Raw genomic sequence first — 16,903 nt, forward strand, 5'->3', positions numbered from 1 at the left:
TAACGGTCACGAAGAACGAGCAGCGCATGTCAGCGCCGAAGCGTGGGGTCAGCCTGCCGCATGCGCAGACGCAGCGTATGGGTGCCGGCGCCCGTCAGCACCGAGGCCCGGCCCAGCGGGCGGCCGAACTCCCAATTCGCCAGTCCCAGCTCAGGCTCGCCCAGAGCATATTGCCCATCGACCCAGCGGGTAAAACCATCCCCGACAAAGGGCGCATCCACCGCCTGATAGAAACTCTCCTGCGCCAAACCATCCTCGGCGATCAGTGAAGCCACAAAGCGCGGCGCATGGCGGTTGAGCAGATAGACCGCTTCATCCAAATCATCGACCACCAGCAGCGTCACCTCGGGCGTGCCCTCCCACTCCCATTCCGTGCCGAGATCGGCGGGCTGGATCAGGCTGGCAAAGGGCTCCGTGACCCAGGCGCCATGGCGTTCCACCCCGACCTCGCGGGTGAAGAGATCGGCGGCAACGTCATCCTCCGATCCCGCCAGTACATGCAGCCGCGCTTCCCGGCCCAACCGGCGCCCGGCAGCGGTCATGCTCTCGACCAGCAAGGGCACCAGATCATGAGCGCGGGACCGCAGGATGCAGCAGGTGTTGAGCGTGTTGCACACCTTGCGGTCCAGCGACGCCTCGACCACCGCCGCGAAACGCCCGGCATCGGCGCTGTGATCGGCCACCAGCCAGGCGCCACCAACACCGTGCAGGCTGACGGGTATGCCCGCCTGCGAGGCCAGATCGCCCAGCAATTGCACCGCCGGTCCCGACCCGCGCGCCACGGCCAGCCCAAGGCGACGGTCCGTGACCAGCGCCCAGGCCGCCTCTCGCCCCAGCGGCGGCAGCACAGTGACCGCACCCTGTGGCAATTGCGCCTCTTCCAGAGCCGGTTCCAAGGCATGGCGCAGCAAGGCATTGGCTGTGCCGGCGGCATCGTCGCCGATCCGCAGCACCGCCGCATTGCCGGTGGCCAGCACGCCGCAGGCATCGGCCAGCACATTGGGGCGCCCCTCGAACACAAAACCGATCACGCCGAGCGGCGCGCGATGCGCCTCGACCTGCCAGCCCTGATGATCGATTCTGGCAACCGCATGCTCAGGCCGGCGCGTGATGGTCGCCCAGGCGCGCAGGCCCGCGATCATATCATGGCGCGACACATCATTGAGGCCCAACCGCGAAACATCCCGCCCCCGGCCATGCACGCGCAGCACATCGGCCTTGTTGGCTCGCAAAATCGTTTCCCAGATCGCATCCTCCGCCAGCCGGCTGGCAAAGGCGTCGAAGAAATGGCCCCGGCGCCCGGCAGGCATGCCCGCCATCGTGCGGAAGGCCACCACAGCGTCATCGATGCTGGCGGAAACCACCGCCCTGGTTGCGGCGCGGATATGCAGAAGCTCACCCGATCGCTGCGAAACGAGCAGGGAATCCCCCGGCAAAAAGGCGGCCGCCAGCTCTTCACCGACAAAGGCAAGACGATCCCCGCCAAAGGGCACCGCCATGCCCGGATCCAGCCGGGTCAAACGAGCATGCTCCTGCACTTTTGCAACCTGTGTCAGCATCATAGGCTTACTTCGCCGCCAACTGCGCAGGCGCGTTCCAACCGCCGCCCAGCGCGCGGAAGGAGGAAATCGCTGCCTTGGCAGCCTCGGTCCGGGCCTGGGCGCGCTGATCGCGTGTGGCGAGCAGGCGTGTGTCAGCATCCAGCACCTCTATCAGGCTGACGACGCCGCCCTTATACGCCGCCTCCGAAGCGTCGCGGGCGCGCGTGAGCGAGACCTCGCCATCGGCCAGGACCTGCTGCTGCTGCTCGCGGTTGACCACCGCCGAGAAACTGTCTTCGACATCCTCAGAGGCACGCAACACAGCAAGGCGGTAGCTGGCCAGCGCCTCGGCATTGGCGCCCTTGGCCGCCTTGATCTCCGCATTGATCCGGCCAAAGTCGAACAGGCGCCAGCGCAGGGCGCTAAAGCCCTGCCCCTGCGTGGCCGATCCGCTGAAGAGCGAGCCGGTGCCCATCGTCGAGGCCGTACCCAGCAGGCCCGAAAGCGAGACCTTGGGAAAATATTCCGACACCGCCTGCCCGATCCGAGCATTCGAAGCAGCCAGACGGCGCTCCGCAATGATCAGATCGGGGCGGCGGCGCAGGAGATCAGCCGGGCCGCCCGCATTCGCGATAGCCGGGGCCATCGGGATGGGCCGTGCGGGCTCAAGCTGAGGGCGATAGGTGCCGGGCTGGACGCCCTCGATCACATCGAGCGCATTCATCGCGGCATCGAGCCCGGTCTGGAGCACCGGCACCGTGCCAGCCACCTGCGCGTAGATGCCTTCGGCCTGGCGCATCTGCAGCTCCGCCGCGACGCCCTTTGTGTATTGCAGCCGCACCGTCTCGACCAGCTTGCGCTGCGTTTCGACCTGTTCGCGGGCGATGGCCAGCCGTTCCTGCAGGCCGCGAATGGTGACGTAAGTGTCCGCCACTTGCGCCACCACGGCCAGATGCGCCGCGACCAGCCCGGCCTGCGAGGCCTGATAATCGGCGGCCGCCGCCTCATGCCCCCGCCGTAACCCGCCGAAGACGTCGATTTCCCAACTGGCGGTGAGATCGCCCTCATAGGAGTTGAAGTCGCGCGGCTGGCCCAGCCCGTGCAGGACCGCGCCGATGGTGGCATCTTGGGAGGTACGTGTGCGCCCGGCACTGGCCTGCACCCCGCCCGAGGGCAGCAGCGCGGCGGTGGCGGCATTGAGCCCGGCCTTGGCCTGGCTCACGCGCGCCAGCGCCTGCGCCACATCGAGATTGCGGCTCTGCGCATCCTCGATCAACCTGGTGAGCAGCGGATCGTTGAAGCCATCCCACCAGCGCGCCAGATCGGCGGGCTGCGCGGCCTGCCGCGCCTCCACCGAGGCTTCACCCATGAAACTCTTGGGCGTCTCGAGAGCGGGGCGATGATAATTGGGGCCGACAGCACAGCCGCTCAGCAGAAGAGCGATGGTGAGGGTGAGCGGCATCGTGACGGGGGGAGCACGCATGGCAATCTTCCTGCCTTTGAAATGAATGATGACCAATGTATATTTGGGTTACTGATTGTCAATCCTCACGCAGAGGCTATATCCAGAGCATGACTCAGACCAACCGCAACCATTGGGTCGAGGGCGCCTCGGCCGATGCCAGCATTCGCGAACAGCTCATTGCCGCTGCCGGAGAACACTTCAGCACCTATGGCTATGAAAAGACCACATTGGCCGATCTGGCAAAAGCCATAGGCTTTTCAAAAACATACTTTTATCGCTTCTTCCGCTCCAAGCAGGAAATCGGCGAAGCGGTCTGTTCGCAGGTGCTGGGCACCATCCTGGAGACGATCGACGAAGAACTCGCCAAGGCGCCATCCGCCCCGGAAAAACTGCGCAGAATGCTGCGGACAATTCCCAAAATGGGCATGGAATTGTTCTTCCAGGAAAGAAAACTCCACGATGTTGCCGCCACATCGGCAGCGGAGCAATGGGAATCATCTGTCCATTACTGGGAAAGATTATCCGAAATGCTCCGCTCGATCCTGCAACAAGGCCGCGACGGAGGGGATTTTGAGCGAAAGACTCCTCTGGATGAACTGACGAGAGCCATCCTAATGGCAATGCGTCCTTTCATCGACCCCAGAGTTTTGCAATTTCATCTCGATTTTGTACCTGACGGCTCAAATGAGGTCATTGCGTTGGTCCTGCGCAGCCTCGCACCCTAGAAATCCACCAGTGACCAATTGACGAATCGGTAATTCGACATCACTTCTGGACCTCGTACAGGAGGTCCCCCCATGTCACACAAGCCCCCCCTACCGTCTTCGCTCATCCGCAACCTCAGCCTCTCGGCGTCGGTGGCGCTCGCTCTCGCAGCCTGCTCCCACCCGGCGCCCGATCCACGCACCGGCCCGGCGCTTGTCGAAGTGACCAGCGTGGCCAGCGCCTCTTCTCCCGCCCGCACCTTCACCGGTGTCGTCTCGGCGCGGGTGCAGAGCGATCTGGGCTTTCGCGTCCCCGGCAAGGTGATCGAACGCCTCGTTGATACGGGGCAGGTGGTGCACAAGGGTCAGCCCCTGATGCGCATCGACCGCACCGACTACGGTTTGAGCGCTCAGGCCGCACATAATTCGGTCAATGCGGCGCGTGCCCGCGCGCTCCAGACCGCCGCCGATGAAAAGCGCTATCGCGATCTCGTGTCGGCGGGCGCCGTCTCGGTGTCGCGCTACGATCAGGCCAAGGCCGATGCCGATGCCGCCAAGGCCCAGCTCGATGCGGCCCTCGCCCAGGCCGATGTCGCGGTCAATGCGGCAGGCTATTCGCTGATCGTCGCCGATGCCGATGGCGTGGTGGTTGAAACGCTGGCCGAACCCGGACAAGTCGTCGCCGCAGGCCAGACCGTCATCAAGCTGGCCCATGCCGGCCCGCGCGAAGCCACGGTCAACCTGCCCGAAACCATCCGCCCGGCCCTCGGTTCGGTGGCCAAGGCCACGCTGTTCGGCGGCGCGGCCCCTGCCGGGGGCGGGGGTATCGCCGCCAATGCCCGCCTGCGCCAGCTTTCCGACGCGGCGGACCCGCAGACCCGCACCTTCGACGCGCGCTATGTGCTGGAGGGCGCCGCCGCCGGGGCCGCATTGGGCTCGACCGTCAGCATCGCCATCCCTGATGGCAAGGAAAGCGCCGCCACCAATCAGGTGCCGCTCAGCGCGCTCTACAACAACGGCCACGGCCAGGGCGTGTGGGTGCTGACCGGCAGCGAGAGCGCCCTCAAGGTCCACTGGACCCCCGTGACCATCAGCGCGCTGGGCGAGGAAAGCGCCACCGTCACGGCGGGCCTTGCTCCGGGCCAGCGCTTCGTGGCGCTGGGCGCGCATATGCTGCATGAGGGCCAGAGCGTCGTGCTCTCGGCCAGCAAGCTGGCGGTGCAGCCATGAGCGCCCCCAAGCCCCCCACCCGCACCGGCTTCAACCTGTCCGCTCTGGCGGTCCGGGAAAAGTCGATCACCCTCTTCCTGATCATCGCCATCGTCATTTCCGGACTGTTCGCCTTCAACAAGCTGGGCCGCGCGGAAGACCCCAGCTTCACCATCAAGGCGATGACCTTCTACACCGTCTGGCCCGGCGCCACCGCGCAGGAAATGCAGGACCAGGTCGCCGAGCCGCTGGAAAAGCGCCTGCAGGAACTGAAGTGGTATGACCGTACCGAGACCTACACCCGCCCCGGCCTGGCCTTCACCACGCTGACCCTGCAGGACAACACCCCGCCCGAGGAGGTGCAGGAAGAGTTCTATCAGGCCCGCAAGAAGCTGGGCGACGACAAGCTTGGCCTGCCCGCCGGCGCCATCGGCCCCTTCATCAACGATGAATATTCCGATGTGACCTTCGGCCTCTATGCGCTCAAAGCCCATGGCGTGCCCCAGCGCATGCTGGTGCGCGAGGCCGAAACCCTGCGCCAGCAGCTCCTGGCCGTTCCCGGCGTCAAGAAGGTCAACATCGTGGGTGAGCGCCCCGAGAAGATCTTCGTCGAATTCACCTATGAGAAGCTGGCCACGCTGGGCATCTCCGCGCAGCAGGTGTTCAACGCGCTGAACGACCAGAATGTCATCACGCCCGGCGGCTCGATCGAGACCCATGGCCCCACCGTGCTGGCGCGTTTCGACGGCAATTTCGACAATCTCGACAAGATCCGCAACACCCCCATCAATGTGGGCGGCAAGACGCTGAAGCTGGCCGATGTCGCCAATGTGCGGCGCGGCTATGAAGATCCGGCCCAGTTCATGATCCGCAATCAGGGCGAACCGGCCCTGCTGCTGGGCGTGGTGATGCGGGACGGCTGGAACGGCCTCAATCTGGGCAAGGCGCTGGAAGAGGAAGCGGGCAAGATCCAGCAGGGCCTGCCCACCGGCATCTCCTTCACCAAGGTCACCGATCAGGCGGTGAACATCGCTCGATCCTTCGATGAATTCATGATCAAATTCTTCGTGGCGCTGCTCGTGGTGATGGCGGTCTGCTTGGTCAGCATGGGCTGGCGCGTGGGTCTGGTGGTGGCGGCGGCCGTGCCGCTGACGCTGGCGGCGGTCTTCGTCATCATGCTGATGGACGGGCCGCGGGAATCTTCGACCGCATCACGCTGGGCGCGCTGATCCTGGCGCTGGGCCTGCTGGTTGACGATGCCATCATCGCCATCGAAATGATGGTGGTGAAGATGGAGGAAGGTTGCGACCGCATCTTCGCCGCCACCTAGGCCTGGAGCCACACCGCCGCGCCGATGCTGGCGGGCACGCTGGTCACCGCCATCGGCTTTATGCCGAATGGGCTTTGCCCAGTCGACCGCGGGGGAATACACCAGCAACATGTTCTGGATGGTGGTCTTCGCCCTGATCACCTCGTGGGTGGTCGCGGTGGTGTTCACGCCCTATCTCGGCGTCAAGATGCTGCCCAACATTCCCAAGATGGCCGGCGGTCATGCCGCGATCTATGGCACCGCCAATTACCGCAAGCTGCGGGGCATGATTTCCTCGGCGGTGGCGCACAAGAAGAAGGTGGTCATCGGCGTTGTCGGCTTCTTCCTGGTCGCCTTCTTCTTCCTCGGCTTCGTGACGCAACAATTCTTCCCCATGTCCGATCGGCCCGAGGTGCTGCTTGAAGTGCAGATGCCCGAAGGCACCTCGATCAACGAGACCGACAAGGCGGTGGCTGCGGTCGAAGGCTGGATGAAAAAGCAGCCCGAGGCGCTGATCACCACCAGCTACATCGGTCAGGGCCCGCCGCGCTTCTATCTGGCCATGGCGCCCGAGCTGCCCGATCCGTCCTTCGCCAAGATCGTCATCCTGACCGGCAGCGAAGAACAGCGCGAGGCGCTGATCGCGCGGGCCCGCAGCGCGGCGGCCCATGGACTGGCCCCGGCGGCGCGCATCCGCGTCACCAAGCTGGTGTTCGGCCCCTACTCCCACTTCCCCGTTTCCTTCCGCGTCATGGGGCCGGAGGAAGGCAAGGTGCGCGACATCGCCGAGAAGCTGCGCACCGTCATGCTGGCCAACAAGGGGCTGCGGCAGGTCAACACCGACTGGAGCGAACGCGCGCCCGCGGTTCACTTCGTGCTCGATCAGGACCGGCTGCATGCCATGGGCCTCTCCTCGCATGACGCTGCCCTGCAACTGCAATTCCTGCTGACCGGCCTTCCCGTCACCACCGTGCGCGAGGATATCCGTCAGGTCGATGTGGTGGCCCGTTCAGCCGGAACGGATCGCCTCGATCCGGCCAAGCTGCATGCCTTCACCCTGCAAGGCGTCAATGGCCAACGCGTCCCGCTCGACCAGATCGGGCATATGGAAATCCGCGAGGAAAACCCGATCATGCATCGCCGCGACCGTCTGGTGACGATCACCTTGCAGGGCGATGTCGCTGATGAACTGCAACCGCCCGATGTCGCCAATCAGGTGATCAAGGATATGGCGCCGCTGGTGCAGAGCCTGCCCGCCGGATACCGCATCGAAACCGGCAGCGCGCTGGAAGAGGCAACCAAGGCCAATGTGGCGCTGGCGGCGGTCTTCCCCGTGATGTTCATCCTGATGATGGTGGTGATCATCTTCCAGGTCCGCTCGATGTCGGCCATGGCCATGGTGCTGCTGACAGCGCCTCTGGCTCTGGTGGGCGTGGTGCCCACGCTGCTGATCTTCCACCAGCCCTTCGGCTTCAACACCATCCTTGGCGTCATCGCGCTGGCCGGGATCATCATGCGCAACACGCTGATCCTGATCGGCCAGATTCACGCCAATGAGCATGACGGCTATAGCCCTTACCACGCCGTGGTGGAGGCCACCGTGCAGCGTGCCCGCCCCGTGATCCTGACGGCGCTGGCGGCGGTGCTGGCCTTCATTCCGCTCACCTTCTCGGTGTTCTGGGGCTCGCTGGCCTATACGCTGATCGGCGGTACGCTGGGCGGCACGGTGCTGACGCTGGTGTTCCTGCCCGCGCTCTACGCCCTGTGGTTCAAGATCCGTCCGCCCGAGGATGAAGACACCAGCGCGGTGCCGCATATCGATCATGCCCCCATCGAGGAACTGGTACCGGCCTGATCCAGCAGCTTGGCCGGCGCGCTCATCCCTCCGTCCCCCGCGCGTCGGCCATCCCTCTTTTTACGCAAAGGATCTTTCGATGACTGCCTCCGATCCTGTCGTTATCGCCGCCGCCGCCCGCACCCCGCTGGGGCGCTATCTGGGCGATCTTTCCCCGCTGACCGCCCCCGCGCTGGGGAGCAGAGCCATCGCCGCCGTGATCGAGCGCACGGGCCTCGATCCGGCCCATGTCGATGAGGTCATCATGGGCTGCGTGCTGCCCGCCGGGCACGGTCAGGCACCGGCACGGCAGGCAGCGCGCGCTGCCGGCCTGCCCGATGCCACCGGCGCCACCACCATCAACAAGGTCTGCGGATCGGGCATGAAGGCCGCCATGCTGGCCCATGACCTGATTCTGGCAGGCTCGGCTGATATCGTCGTGGCGGGCGGCATGGAATCCATGTCCAACGCGCCCTATCTGCTGGCCAAGGCCCGCGCGGGTTACCGTGTCGGCCATGACCGCATTCTCGACCATATGATGCTCGACGGTCTGGAGGATGCCTATGCGCAGGGCCGCCCGATGGGCGACTTCGGCGAGGCAACAGCGCAAGCCTACGGCTTTACCCGCGAAGAGCAGGATCTCTATGCCACCACCACTCTGACGCGGGCGCGCACCGCCATCGAAAGTGGCGCCTTTGCCGCCGAAATCGTGCCGGTCGACGTGCCCGCCAAGGGCGGCGCCCTGCTGATCGAGCATGACGAGCATGCAATGAAAGTCTCGCCCGACAAGATCCCTCATCTCAAGCCTGCCTTCCGCCCGGATGGCACGATCACGGCGGCCAGCGCCTCGGCCAATGCCGATGGTGCTGCGGCGCTGCTGCTGATGCGCCGCTCAGAGGCGGAGCGGCGCGGTCTGGCGGTGCTGGCCGAGATCAAGGGCCATGCCACCCATTCTCAAGAGCCCGCCTGGTACACCACAGCGCCGGCGCCCTCGATCGAGAAGCTGCTGGGCAAGCTGGGCTGGTCGGTGGAACAGGTCGATCTTTTCGAGATCAATGAGGCCTTTGCCGTGGTGCCCATGGCCGCCGCGCGGACGCTGGGCATCCCCTATGACAAGCTCAATGTGAATGGCGGGGCCTGCGCGCTCGGCCATCCCATCGGGGCGACCGGAGCCCGGCTGATCGTCACTCTGCTGCATGCCCTGAAGGCGCACGGCCTGACGCGCGGCGTGGCCTCGCTCTGCATCGGCGGCGGCGAGGCGACCTCCATCGGCATCGAGATCCCGCAACTCTGAACCCTCCAACACGCCCCAAAGGAGATGCCCCGTGTTGACCACGACTGCCAGCAACCTCACCGCCCCCACGCAATTCCTCAAAGTGGGCGCGGCCAGCCACCGGTTCCTGACCACCACCAATCCGACTGCGGTCTTTTGAACCCCAATCCCCGTGTCTTCGACCCGAAGAGCCCTGCTTGAGGTCGTCCGACCCAAGCGGACGAGAAGGTCGGTCGCACGTCCCGCCCGGTCTCAGTGACCGGCCTTCACCCTGATACCGCCCTGAACGGACGCCCCGGCAACACATCAAGGACGCCAGCCATGGATTATATCGACAGCTTGATAACCCGCAGTGCGGATTTCGCTCAGCAGGATTTCAACCCCGCGCTGCGGATGCTGCCCAGCAGCAAGTCGCTCATCATCGGCTGTGTCGATCCGCGCGTCGACCCGGCTAAGATCTTCGCGCTGGAACAGGGGGAGGTGGGCATCCTGCGCAATATCGGCGGCCGCGTCACCCCAGCCATGATCGAGACCCTTGCGCTTTTGAACGATGTGGCGCGCGGAGCGGGCGGGCGAATGGGTCCTGAGGCCCATGTCATCCTGCTTCATCACACTGATTGCGGCATCGATCATTGCCGCCATCTGGCGCCGGATCTTCTGGCCCGGCATATGGGTGTGGCGCCAGAGGCGCTGGACGAGCAGGCGATCGCCGATCCTCATGCTTCAGTGGCGCGCGACGTGGCCACGTTGATGGCACATCCCGATGTTGTGGGCGAGCGCAGCGTATCAGGGCTGGTCTATGATGTTGCGACGGGGAGCGTGGAGGTCATCGTGCCGCCGACGCGGGTTTCCCGGCAACAGCGCTAACATCATCACTCCTCCCCCGCACGAATGACAACCCAATTCCTGCAATCGAAACGGCGCCACGGCCCAAATCGTCACAGGCTCGCGGGTGCCGGGAAAAGCGAAGGCCAATATGCTTGAGTTACCAATGGACCTCGATCAATCTGGAAGAGCTCGCCAACATCGCTTCGATGTTGAAGACGTCCTGTCGAAGGCCTTGGCAATGTTCCTCGAACTTGGCTTCCTGGGCTCGTCGATCTCACAGCTTACCGAGGCGATGGGGATAGCCCGCCCCAGCCTTTATCAAGCGTTCGGGAACAAGGAGGGTTTGTTTCGTGCAGCGATGAAACTGCATCACCACAGGCGCCTCAACTGTGTTCTCTCCGCTTTGAAAAAGCCGCAATTTCCCTTGGTGATCGAACATCTTATCAAGGCGACCCAACAGAAGTCCCCCATCTCGACCTCATGCTCGCCGCTCAGCGAATTTGCATTGGGCGGGCCACCGGCAATCATGCGCGAGGCTTTCGCCCGTGAGCAGAATATCCATGGTGTGATCTCGCAGCGTGTCGCCAAGGCCCAGATGGATGGCGAGATCGACAGGTCGATCAATCCCGATGCTCTTGCGGCGTCCTTGGTGGCTATAAACGACAGCATCGCGCTGAGAATCCGTGCCGGGGGGACACCAGAGGAAGTTGCCCTCCTGGTGGAGGCCAGTAAATCGTTAACCTCCTGCACGAAGCAAAGAGCTGACGCCCTTTAGGACGCCTCAATTGAATGTCTGAGGATCGAGGGGATCACGCGCGGGAAAGCTCTCCTCCAGTGTTTTGTCGAGCAACTCCTCCTCTTGCGCTCGCAACGGATACCCTTTCTCCAGCATCGGAGGAAAAGCCACAAATGACCAAGGGCGACCTGCGTTGCGGGGACCAACGAACCTCATGAATGCCTCCTTTGAGTGGGAATTGGCGACAGAATTGCATGGAAGTGGCTCGCGCACTTGGATGAAAGCCGCATCATTTGTAGTATGACCGCAGCAATGCCGCCCCATCCCCGAAATGACTGATGTCGCGAAGCGGTCGGGGGCGATCCAACGACGGTGAGACAAGGTCCTAAGAGGCTTAGTTGGACTTCAAGTCCGCCATAGGCTGCCATCGGCAAGCAAGGAAATCACAACAACGACCGCGACCATGGGTGCCAGCAATGCCAATTCACCCTGGTCGGGCGGCTGCAAGATTATGCGGCGGAAAAAGACAACAAGCAGGACAGCAGTCAGCGCCAAACATCCATCTTTGATCACGATCTGAAGACCGCGAGATGGCTGGCGACTGCGCTTTCTCACGAGGCGATGCCGTCGCAAGCGGCTGGCGCGATCATATCTGCGCATCCCAGCCTCGCGCACAAGCAACTGGAGTTATCGCCTGGTCGGACACGGCATAGGTCACTGGGCATCCTGCGATGACTTCCGGCAATGCCCATTCCAAATTGCTCGCGGGCATGAACAATCTCCTCGTTTCATCGGCTCGCGAAGAGAAATGCGCTCAGAAGCTCAGATATTTCTTCCGCCGCCTCCTCGGGAATAAGATGACCGCAATCGGGAATGATGTGAGGCCGGACATCGCTGGCTATGCGGCCGATGCTGTCTTCCGCATCTCCCGCGCGACCAGGCGCCGCCCCGCCCGCCACACTCAACACAGGCAGAGCCAGCCTGCCATCCCATTCCAGATGCGTCCGCAGGAAAGCAGCCGAAACATCATGGCTGCGGTCATAATCGAAGCAACATCGCATGGATCCGGGTTGCTGGTAGCAGCGGGTATATTCGACCAGATCATCCGGTCCAACGGCGCCACCGCGCAGGCTCAAGGCCTCATAGAGCCAGCCCAGATAGATCGCCTCCCGTCCTGCCGTGAGGGCTTCCGGAAGATTGGGCACCCGATGGAAATCCTCATGCCAGCGTGCGCTTTCGCTCCGGCTTTGCCCGGGGAGCACAGCGTCGATGAGCGCCAGGCGGTTGATTCGATTGCGCGCCAGACATGCCATGGCGACACCGACTGCCCCCCCATGGCCATGCCCGGCCACCGAAAATTCCGGCACGCCCAGCCTGTCGAGCAGCTCGAGAATGTCTCCGGCCAACGTGCCGATATCAAAGCCATCCAGTGGCCTTGAACTGTCTCCCAACCCCCGCAGGTCGGGCGCAATCACTCTAACCTGCGAAGCAAGGCGAGGCATCACATGGCGCCAGGCATGCGACGTCTGCGGGCAGTCATGGAGCAGGACAAGCACCTCGCCCTCACCTGCCTCACGGTAGTGAAGCGTCACCTCGGACAGTGTCGCAAAGCGGCTGATTGCCATCACCGCAACGCCCTCCTGCTGTGTCGATTGCCCGTCATGCCAGCCCGACGCAGCGACGAGCAGGCACGTCTTCCACGCCGCCACCCCTCGGTTCGAGACGGGCCATGACAGGCTGAAAGGGTCGCGCAGATCATCGTCATCTCCTTCGTGACGACTGATAAATCCGCTATTTCACGTCCTTCTTAAACATTATTGATCCCATGATTACTGCCACATTCGACGGAAAGCTGCCAAGCTGGACAGATCGTGCCAGACACAGCCCTCCCTATCGGCGAAAATAGCCCTCCCTTCGAAACGCATTGTCAAAATCATGAGGCGAAGCTGCGCACCCCACGACCAGCGTATCGTGGCGATAGCCCTCAGGCCGTAAGCGCAACGTCGTTGAGCGACACAAGGCCGGCAAGCTTGGCATCCGATCTCTCCGCACGACAGTCCGACGCAATAAGGGCGGCTGCATCCTGGTCTGCTGGCCGGAAATTGCCGCGATAGATCGCGGGGCTGATACCCAGACGGCGCTGGAACACCACCCGCATCTGCTCAGCGCCGCCAAAGCCACATTCATAGGCCAGAACCTTAAGCGGCAGGTTCGTGGCCTCAAGAAGGTTGCGAGCATAGTCGACGCGGGCGCGCTCCACGAATTCGTGCGGCGTGATGCCCAGTTCGGTCGTGAAAAGACGCGCCAGGCTGCGCGGACTCACCCCGGCGATTTCCGCCAGCCGGTCAACATGCAGCGGATCCTTCAGATTCTCGCGGACATAAGCCTGAACTCGGGCCAACGGAGATCCGGGGGCAGTCAGCGGCAAAAGATAGGGGCTGAACTGTGATTGCCCTCCCTGCCTCTGCGCAACCACAACCAGGCGCTTGGCACACGACAATGCCACCGCCGGGCCATGATCCTCAGCCACCAGCGCCAGGGCCAGATCGATCCCCGCTGTCACCCCGGCGGACGTCACCAGCGGACCGTCTCGCAGATAGATTCTGTCATGCTCCACCCGCGCTTGAGGAAACATCGCGGCGAGCCGGGGGGCGTTCTGCCAATGTGTCGTGGCCGCTCGCCCATCGAGCAATCCAGCCTGCCCCAGTGCGAAAGCTCCGGTGCAGATCGATCCGTATCGGCCCGCTCCGGTGCCCCAGTTGTTCAGCCAGGCATTCATGGCTTTATCCTTGGGACGATCCGGCAAGCCCGGACCACCGGCCACCAAAGCGGTGTCGAACCGGATACTCGCCTCCCCGAAGTCGAGGTCCGCGGTCATCCCCATCCCGTTGGAGGCTCGCATCGGTCGCTTTTCCGCCGCGACGACGGTGATGTCATATCCATCCTGCGGACTGACAAAACTGTTGGCCTCGGAGAAAACGTCAAGTGGTCCCGCGACGTCCAGAGCCTGAACGCCATTGTGAATGACAAGCGCAACGGAATGCCGGGCCATTGTGATCTCCCATAGGTTCTAAAGCATCGTGCGAAAAAGGGGGAACCGGTTTTTCGCGCAAAACGATGCGACAACAAAACGTGGCGCCTCCCGGAAGGAGAGGCCGCGAAAGGGCGAGGCGGAAAATAGGGGGTGATTGGCAGCATCTGGGGCCTCGCCCGCGTTGCCCACTGCTGCTGCAAGACGGCATAGAATGGGTGTCGAAGCCAAGGGTCCTGACCGCATTCCGCAATCGGCCTTGCTTCGATGCTTCGTTCCTTCGCGCGCCGCCCAGCACATCGCAAGCGGTCGCCACGCCCCCAAGATGGAGACTACGATGGCAAGCACTCTTGACGTTCAGGCCGGCATCGAAGGCGTTTCGATTCCGGACAGCGCTCTGGCCAAGGCAATCACGGAGTTCGTCCGCGACCGCGAGACCGACCTGCTGTTCAACCATTCGAGCCGGGTGTTCCTCTTCGGTGGCATCGCTGGCAAGCAGCGCGGCCTGACCTATGATCCTGAACTGCTCTATGCCGCGGCCATGTTCCATGATCTGGGGCTGATGCACGACCACTCCAGCCACGATCACCGCTTCGAGGTGGATGGGGCCAATGCCGCGCGCGACTTTCTGCGCGGGCATGGCATTCCCCAGCTCGACCTCGACACGGTCTGGACGGCGATTGCCCTGCACACCACGCCGGGCGTACCCGAATTCATGAGCCCGGTGATCGCGCTGACCACCGCAGGCGTTGAAATGGACGTGCTGGGCCTGACCTATGGCCAATATTCCGAGGAAACGCGCCAGGCGGTGGTCTCTGCCTATCCGCGCACGCCCAACTTCAAGGAGGACATCATTCAGGCCTTCTATGACGGCATCAAACACAAGCCCGACACCACCTTCGGCAATGTGAAAGGCGATGTCATCGCCGACAAGGAGCCGCATTTCCACAAGGGCAATTTCTGCAGCGTCATCCGCCAGTCGCGCTGGGCAGCCTGACAGCATGCGGAAGGGGGGCTGGCTTGCGGTCAGCTCCCACTCCGATCGCGCAGGGCTCTGATCATGTTCGACGCGGCGATGCTGACATGGTGCGGTTTCTGCCCCTGCGGCACCTATTGCTTCATGCTCAGTGAAGCGCCGGGTGTACGACTGATCTGCCATTGCACCATCTGTCAGGCCGTCACCTGCCAAAGCATTTCGGACGTCATTCCGATGCCGGCGCGCAAAGTGAGCCGTCAGAGAGCCATCATCGGCATGCTCATCAAAGCAATGATGCCACCAGGACCCACGCATAGGTAAATCCAAGCCTTGGCGCCTGCCTCGCGCTGCACATACGGCTCCGATCCCCAGCGCATGCCGGGAATCGGAGATTCTGCGATGGTGATTATTCCGCCGCATCCGCAACGGCAAAGCCAAGAGCGGCAGCAACACCAGCCCCATAGGCCGGATCGGCGCGCGCGCAATTGGCGACGTGCCGCTCCTTGACCTCGACGGAAGCATCCCCCAGCGCCCTTGCGGTGTTGCCGAAAAGCGCTTCGCGCTGATCATTGTCCATCATGCGGAACAGATTGCCGGGCTGCTCCCAGTGGTCGTCATCAACGCGATGATCCCAATGGTCAGCCGGACCATCGATCGGCAGCGGCGGCTCGGAAAAATCAGGCTGATTGGCCCATAGGCCCTTGGAATTGGGATGATAGGTGGTCGTGCCCCCCAGATTGCCATCCGTGCGCATGGCGCCGTCGCGATGATAGCTCATATGCGGGCAACGCGGCGCATTCACCGGGATCAGATGCGCGTTGACGCCAAGCCGGTGGCGATGCGCGTCGCCGTAGGAGAACAGTCGGGCCTGAAGCATCTTGTCAGGCGAAAAACCGATGCCCGGCACCACGCTGGCCGGGGTGAAGGCGGACTGCTCGATCTCGGCGAAATAGTTTTCCTGATTGCGGTTCAGCTCGATCACGCCGACCTCGATCAGCGGATAATCGGCCTTCGGCCAGACCTTGGTCAGGTCGAAGGGATTGTGCTTGTGGGTTTTGGCCTGTTCTTCGGTCATGATCTGGACGCTGAACGTCCAGCGGGGGAAGTCGCCGCGCTCGATCGCCATGTAAAGGTCCCTGCCATGGCTTTCGCGGTCCTTGGCAACCAGAGCCTCCGCTTCCGCATCGGTCAGGTTCTCGATGCCCTGCTGGCTGCGGAAATGGAACTTGACCCAGACGCGCTCATTGGCCGCATTGATCAGCGAGAAGGTGTGGCTGCCAAAGCCGTGCATGTTACGCAAGGTTTTGGGCAGGCCGCGCTCGGACATGACGATGGTGACCTGATGCAGCGCCTCGGGCAGCAGCGTCCAGAAGTCCCAATTGTTCTCGGCCGAACGGAACCCGGAACGCGGATCGCGCTTGATGGCATGATTGAGGTCGGGGAAGCGCAGGGGATCGCGGAAAAAGAACACCGGCGTGTTGTTGCCGACAATGTCCCAATTGCCTTCCTCGGTGTAGAACTTGATCGCGAAACCGCGAATGTCCCGCTCGGCATCGGCCGCGCCGCGCTCGCCCGCCACGGTGGAAAAGCGCATGAAGAGGTCGGTCTTCTTGCCAATCTCCGCAAAAAGCTTTGCACGGGTCAAATGCGTGATGTCGCCGGTCACGGTGAAACTGCCATAGGCACCCCAGCCCTTGGCGTGCATGCGCCTTTCGGGAATCACCTCACGGTCGAAATGCGCCAGTTTCTCCATGAGCCAGACATCCTGAAGCAGCGCAGGACCGCGTGGGCCTGCCGTCAGAATGTTGGTGTTGTCGGCAACAGGGGCACCCGCAGCATTGGTAAAGGGAATGTGATCGGCCATCGCTTGTCTCCGTCTTCGGAATTGCGCGGCGAAAGTATCGAAAGGCCCGTGGGGCCGATTGCAAAAATCCAGCGGCTTTGCAGAAAGTGAGCATGAGAAAAAATGAGACGTGCGGCTGCCGCATGAACCGGAA

Annotated in this window: 14 protein-coding genes; 9 read left to right on the forward strand and 5 right to left on the reverse strand. The window is 63.1% G+C overall.

Translation table 11 applies throughout. The annotated features are described in order from the left end of the window. Positions 1 to 29 precede the first annotated feature (29 nt). Positions 30 to 1,520: an aldehyde dehydrogenase family protein gene (locus ABDW49_RS26390; protein WP_343616662.1), complete on the reverse strand. Its 1,491-nt coding sequence runs from the start codon at positions 1,518 to 1,520 to the stop codon at positions 30 to 32. A gap of 46 nt (positions 1,521 to 1,566) precedes the next feature. Next, entirely contained in the window at positions 1,567 to 3,024 is a 1,458-nt protein-coding gene (locus tag ABDW49_RS26395; protein WP_343616664.1) for an efflux transporter outer membrane subunit, read from the reverse strand. 89 nt (positions 3,025 to 3,113) lie between these two features. On the opposite strand from ABDW49_RS26395, the gene ABDW49_RS26400 reads away from it, so the two are divergent. From ABDW49_RS26400 to ABDW49_RS26430, 7 genes are all read left to right on the forward strand, one after another. Next, positions 3,114 to 3,731: a TetR/AcrR family transcriptional regulator gene (locus tag ABDW49_RS26400; protein ID WP_343616666.1), complete on the forward strand. Its 618-nt coding sequence runs from the start codon at positions 3,114 to 3,116 to the stop codon at positions 3,729 to 3,731. 72 nt (positions 3,732 to 3,803) lie between these two features. Further along, entirely contained in the window at positions 3,804 to 4,940 is a 1,137-nt protein-coding gene (locus ABDW49_RS26405; protein ID WP_343616667.1) for an efflux RND transporter periplasmic adaptor subunit, read from the forward strand. Next, positions 4,937 to 6,148, forward strand: coding sequence for an efflux RND transporter permease subunit (locus ABDW49_RS26410; protein ID WP_343616668.1), 1,212 nt, complete (start codon positions 4,937 to 4,939; stop codon positions 6,146 to 6,148). Before ABDW49_RS26405 ends, ABDW49_RS26410 begins: the two co-directional genes overlap by 4 nt. 168 nt (positions 6,149 to 6,316) lie before the next feature. Beyond that, the gene (locus ABDW49_RS26415) at positions 6,317 to 8,083 is read left to right on the forward strand and encodes an efflux RND transporter permease subunit (protein ID WP_343616670.1); all 1,767 of its coding nucleotides are present in this window, start codon (positions 6,317 to 6,319) and stop codon (positions 8,081 to 8,083) included. A 79-nt stretch (positions 8,084 to 8,162) separates the two neighbouring features. Beyond that, complete coding sequence (locus tag ABDW49_RS26420; protein ID WP_343616671.1) at positions 8,163 to 9,356, forward strand: acetyl-CoA C-acyltransferase; 1,194 nt, start codon at positions 8,163 to 8,165, stop codon at positions 9,354 to 9,356. A gap of 234 nt (positions 9,357 to 9,590) precedes the next feature. After that, complete coding sequence (locus tag ABDW49_RS26425; RefSeq protein WP_343616672.1) at positions 9,591 to 10,202, forward strand: carbonic anhydrase; 612 nt, start codon at positions 9,591 to 9,593, stop codon at positions 10,200 to 10,202. Between the two features lie 124 nt (positions 10,203 to 10,326). Continuing rightward, positions 10,327 to 10,938 (forward strand): TetR/AcrR family transcriptional regulator, encoded by a 612-nt coding sequence (locus tag ABDW49_RS26430; protein WP_343616673.1) that lies wholly within the window; start codon positions 10,327 to 10,329, stop codon positions 10,936 to 10,938. A 749-nt stretch (positions 10,939 to 11,687) separates the two neighbouring features. Here ABDW49_RS26430 and ABDW49_RS26435 read toward each other — a convergent pair. Next, a complete protein-coding gene (locus ABDW49_RS26435) occupies positions 11,688 to 12,524 on the reverse strand; it encodes an alpha/beta hydrolase (RefSeq protein WP_343616675.1) in 837 nt (278 codons plus the stop codon). A 359-nt stretch (positions 12,525 to 12,883) separates the two neighbouring features. Then, entirely contained in the window at positions 12,884 to 13,951 is a 1,068-nt protein-coding gene (locus tag ABDW49_RS26440; RefSeq protein ID WP_343616676.1) for a GlxA family transcriptional regulator, read from the reverse strand. Positions 13,952 to 14,267: 316 nt separating this feature from the next. Between ABDW49_RS26440 and ABDW49_RS26445 the strand changes: the two genes are divergently transcribed. After that, complete coding sequence (locus ABDW49_RS26445; RefSeq protein WP_343616677.1) at positions 14,268 to 14,927, forward strand: HD domain-containing protein; 660 nt, start codon at positions 14,268 to 14,270, stop codon at positions 14,925 to 14,927. Between the two features lie 63 nt (positions 14,928 to 14,990). Continuing rightward, positions 14,991 to 15,227, forward strand: a complete 237-nt coding sequence (locus ABDW49_RS26450; protein ID WP_343616679.1) for a hypothetical protein — start codon at positions 14,991 to 14,993, stop codon at positions 15,225 to 15,227. 85 nt (positions 15,228 to 15,312) lie between these two features. Here ABDW49_RS26450 and ABDW49_RS26455 read toward each other — a convergent pair whose 3' ends face one another. Then, the gene (locus tag ABDW49_RS26455) at positions 15,313 to 16,770 is read right to left on the reverse strand and encodes a catalase (RefSeq protein ID WP_343616681.1); all 1,458 of its coding nucleotides are present in this window, start codon (positions 16,768 to 16,770) and stop codon (positions 15,313 to 15,315) included. Between the last annotated feature and the right edge of the window lie 133 nt (positions 16,771 to 16,903).

The organism is Novosphingobium sp. (assembly GCF_039595395.1).
Taxonomy (GTDB): Bacteria; Pseudomonadota; Alphaproteobacteria; order Sphingomonadales; family Sphingomonadaceae; genus Novosphingobium.

Coding starts and splice junctions, on each gene's coding strand:
- ABDW49_RS26440 (WP_343616676.1), bottom strand. CDS start 13,951: ATGGCCCGGCATTCCGTTGCGCTTGTCATTCACAATGGCGTTCAGGCT.
- ABDW49_RS26395 (WP_343616664.1), bottom strand. CDS start 3,024: ATGCGTGCTCCCCCCGTCACGATGCCGCTCACCCTCACCATCGCTCTT.
- ABDW49_RS26455 (WP_343616681.1), bottom strand. CDS start 16,770: ATGGCCGATCACATTCCCTTTACCAATGCTGCGGGTGCCCCTGTTGCC.
- ABDW49_RS26435 (WP_343616675.1), bottom strand. CDS start 12,524: ATGGCAATCAGCCGCTTTGCGACACTGTCCGAGGTGACGCTTCACTAC.
- ABDW49_RS26430 (WP_343616673.1), top strand. CDS start 10,327: ATGGACCTCGATCAATCTGGAAGAGCTCGCCAACATCGCTTCGATGTT.
- ABDW49_RS26405 (WP_343616667.1), top strand. CDS start 3,804: ATGTCACACAAGCCCCCCCTACCGTCTTCGCTCATCCGCAACCTCAGC.
- ABDW49_RS26400 (WP_343616666.1), top strand. CDS start 3,114: ATGACTCAGACCAACCGCAACCATTGGGTCGAGGGCGCCTCGGCCGAT.
- ABDW49_RS26410 (WP_343616668.1), top strand. CDS start 4,937: ATGAGCGCCCCCAAGCCCCCCACCCGCACCGGCTTCAACCTGTCCGCT.
- ABDW49_RS26450 (WP_343616679.1), top strand. CDS start 14,991: ATGTTCGACGCGGCGATGCTGACATGGTGCGGTTTCTGCCCCTGCGGC.
- ABDW49_RS26420 (WP_343616671.1), top strand. CDS start 8,163: ATGACTGCCTCCGATCCTGTCGTTATCGCCGCCGCCGCCCGCACCCCG.
- ABDW49_RS26445 (WP_343616677.1), top strand. CDS start 14,268: ATGGCAAGCACTCTTGACGTTCAGGCCGGCATCGAAGGCGTTTCGATT.
- ABDW49_RS26415 (WP_343616670.1), top strand. CDS start 6,317: ATGGGCTTTGCCCAGTCGACCGCGGGGGAATACACCAGCAACATGTTC.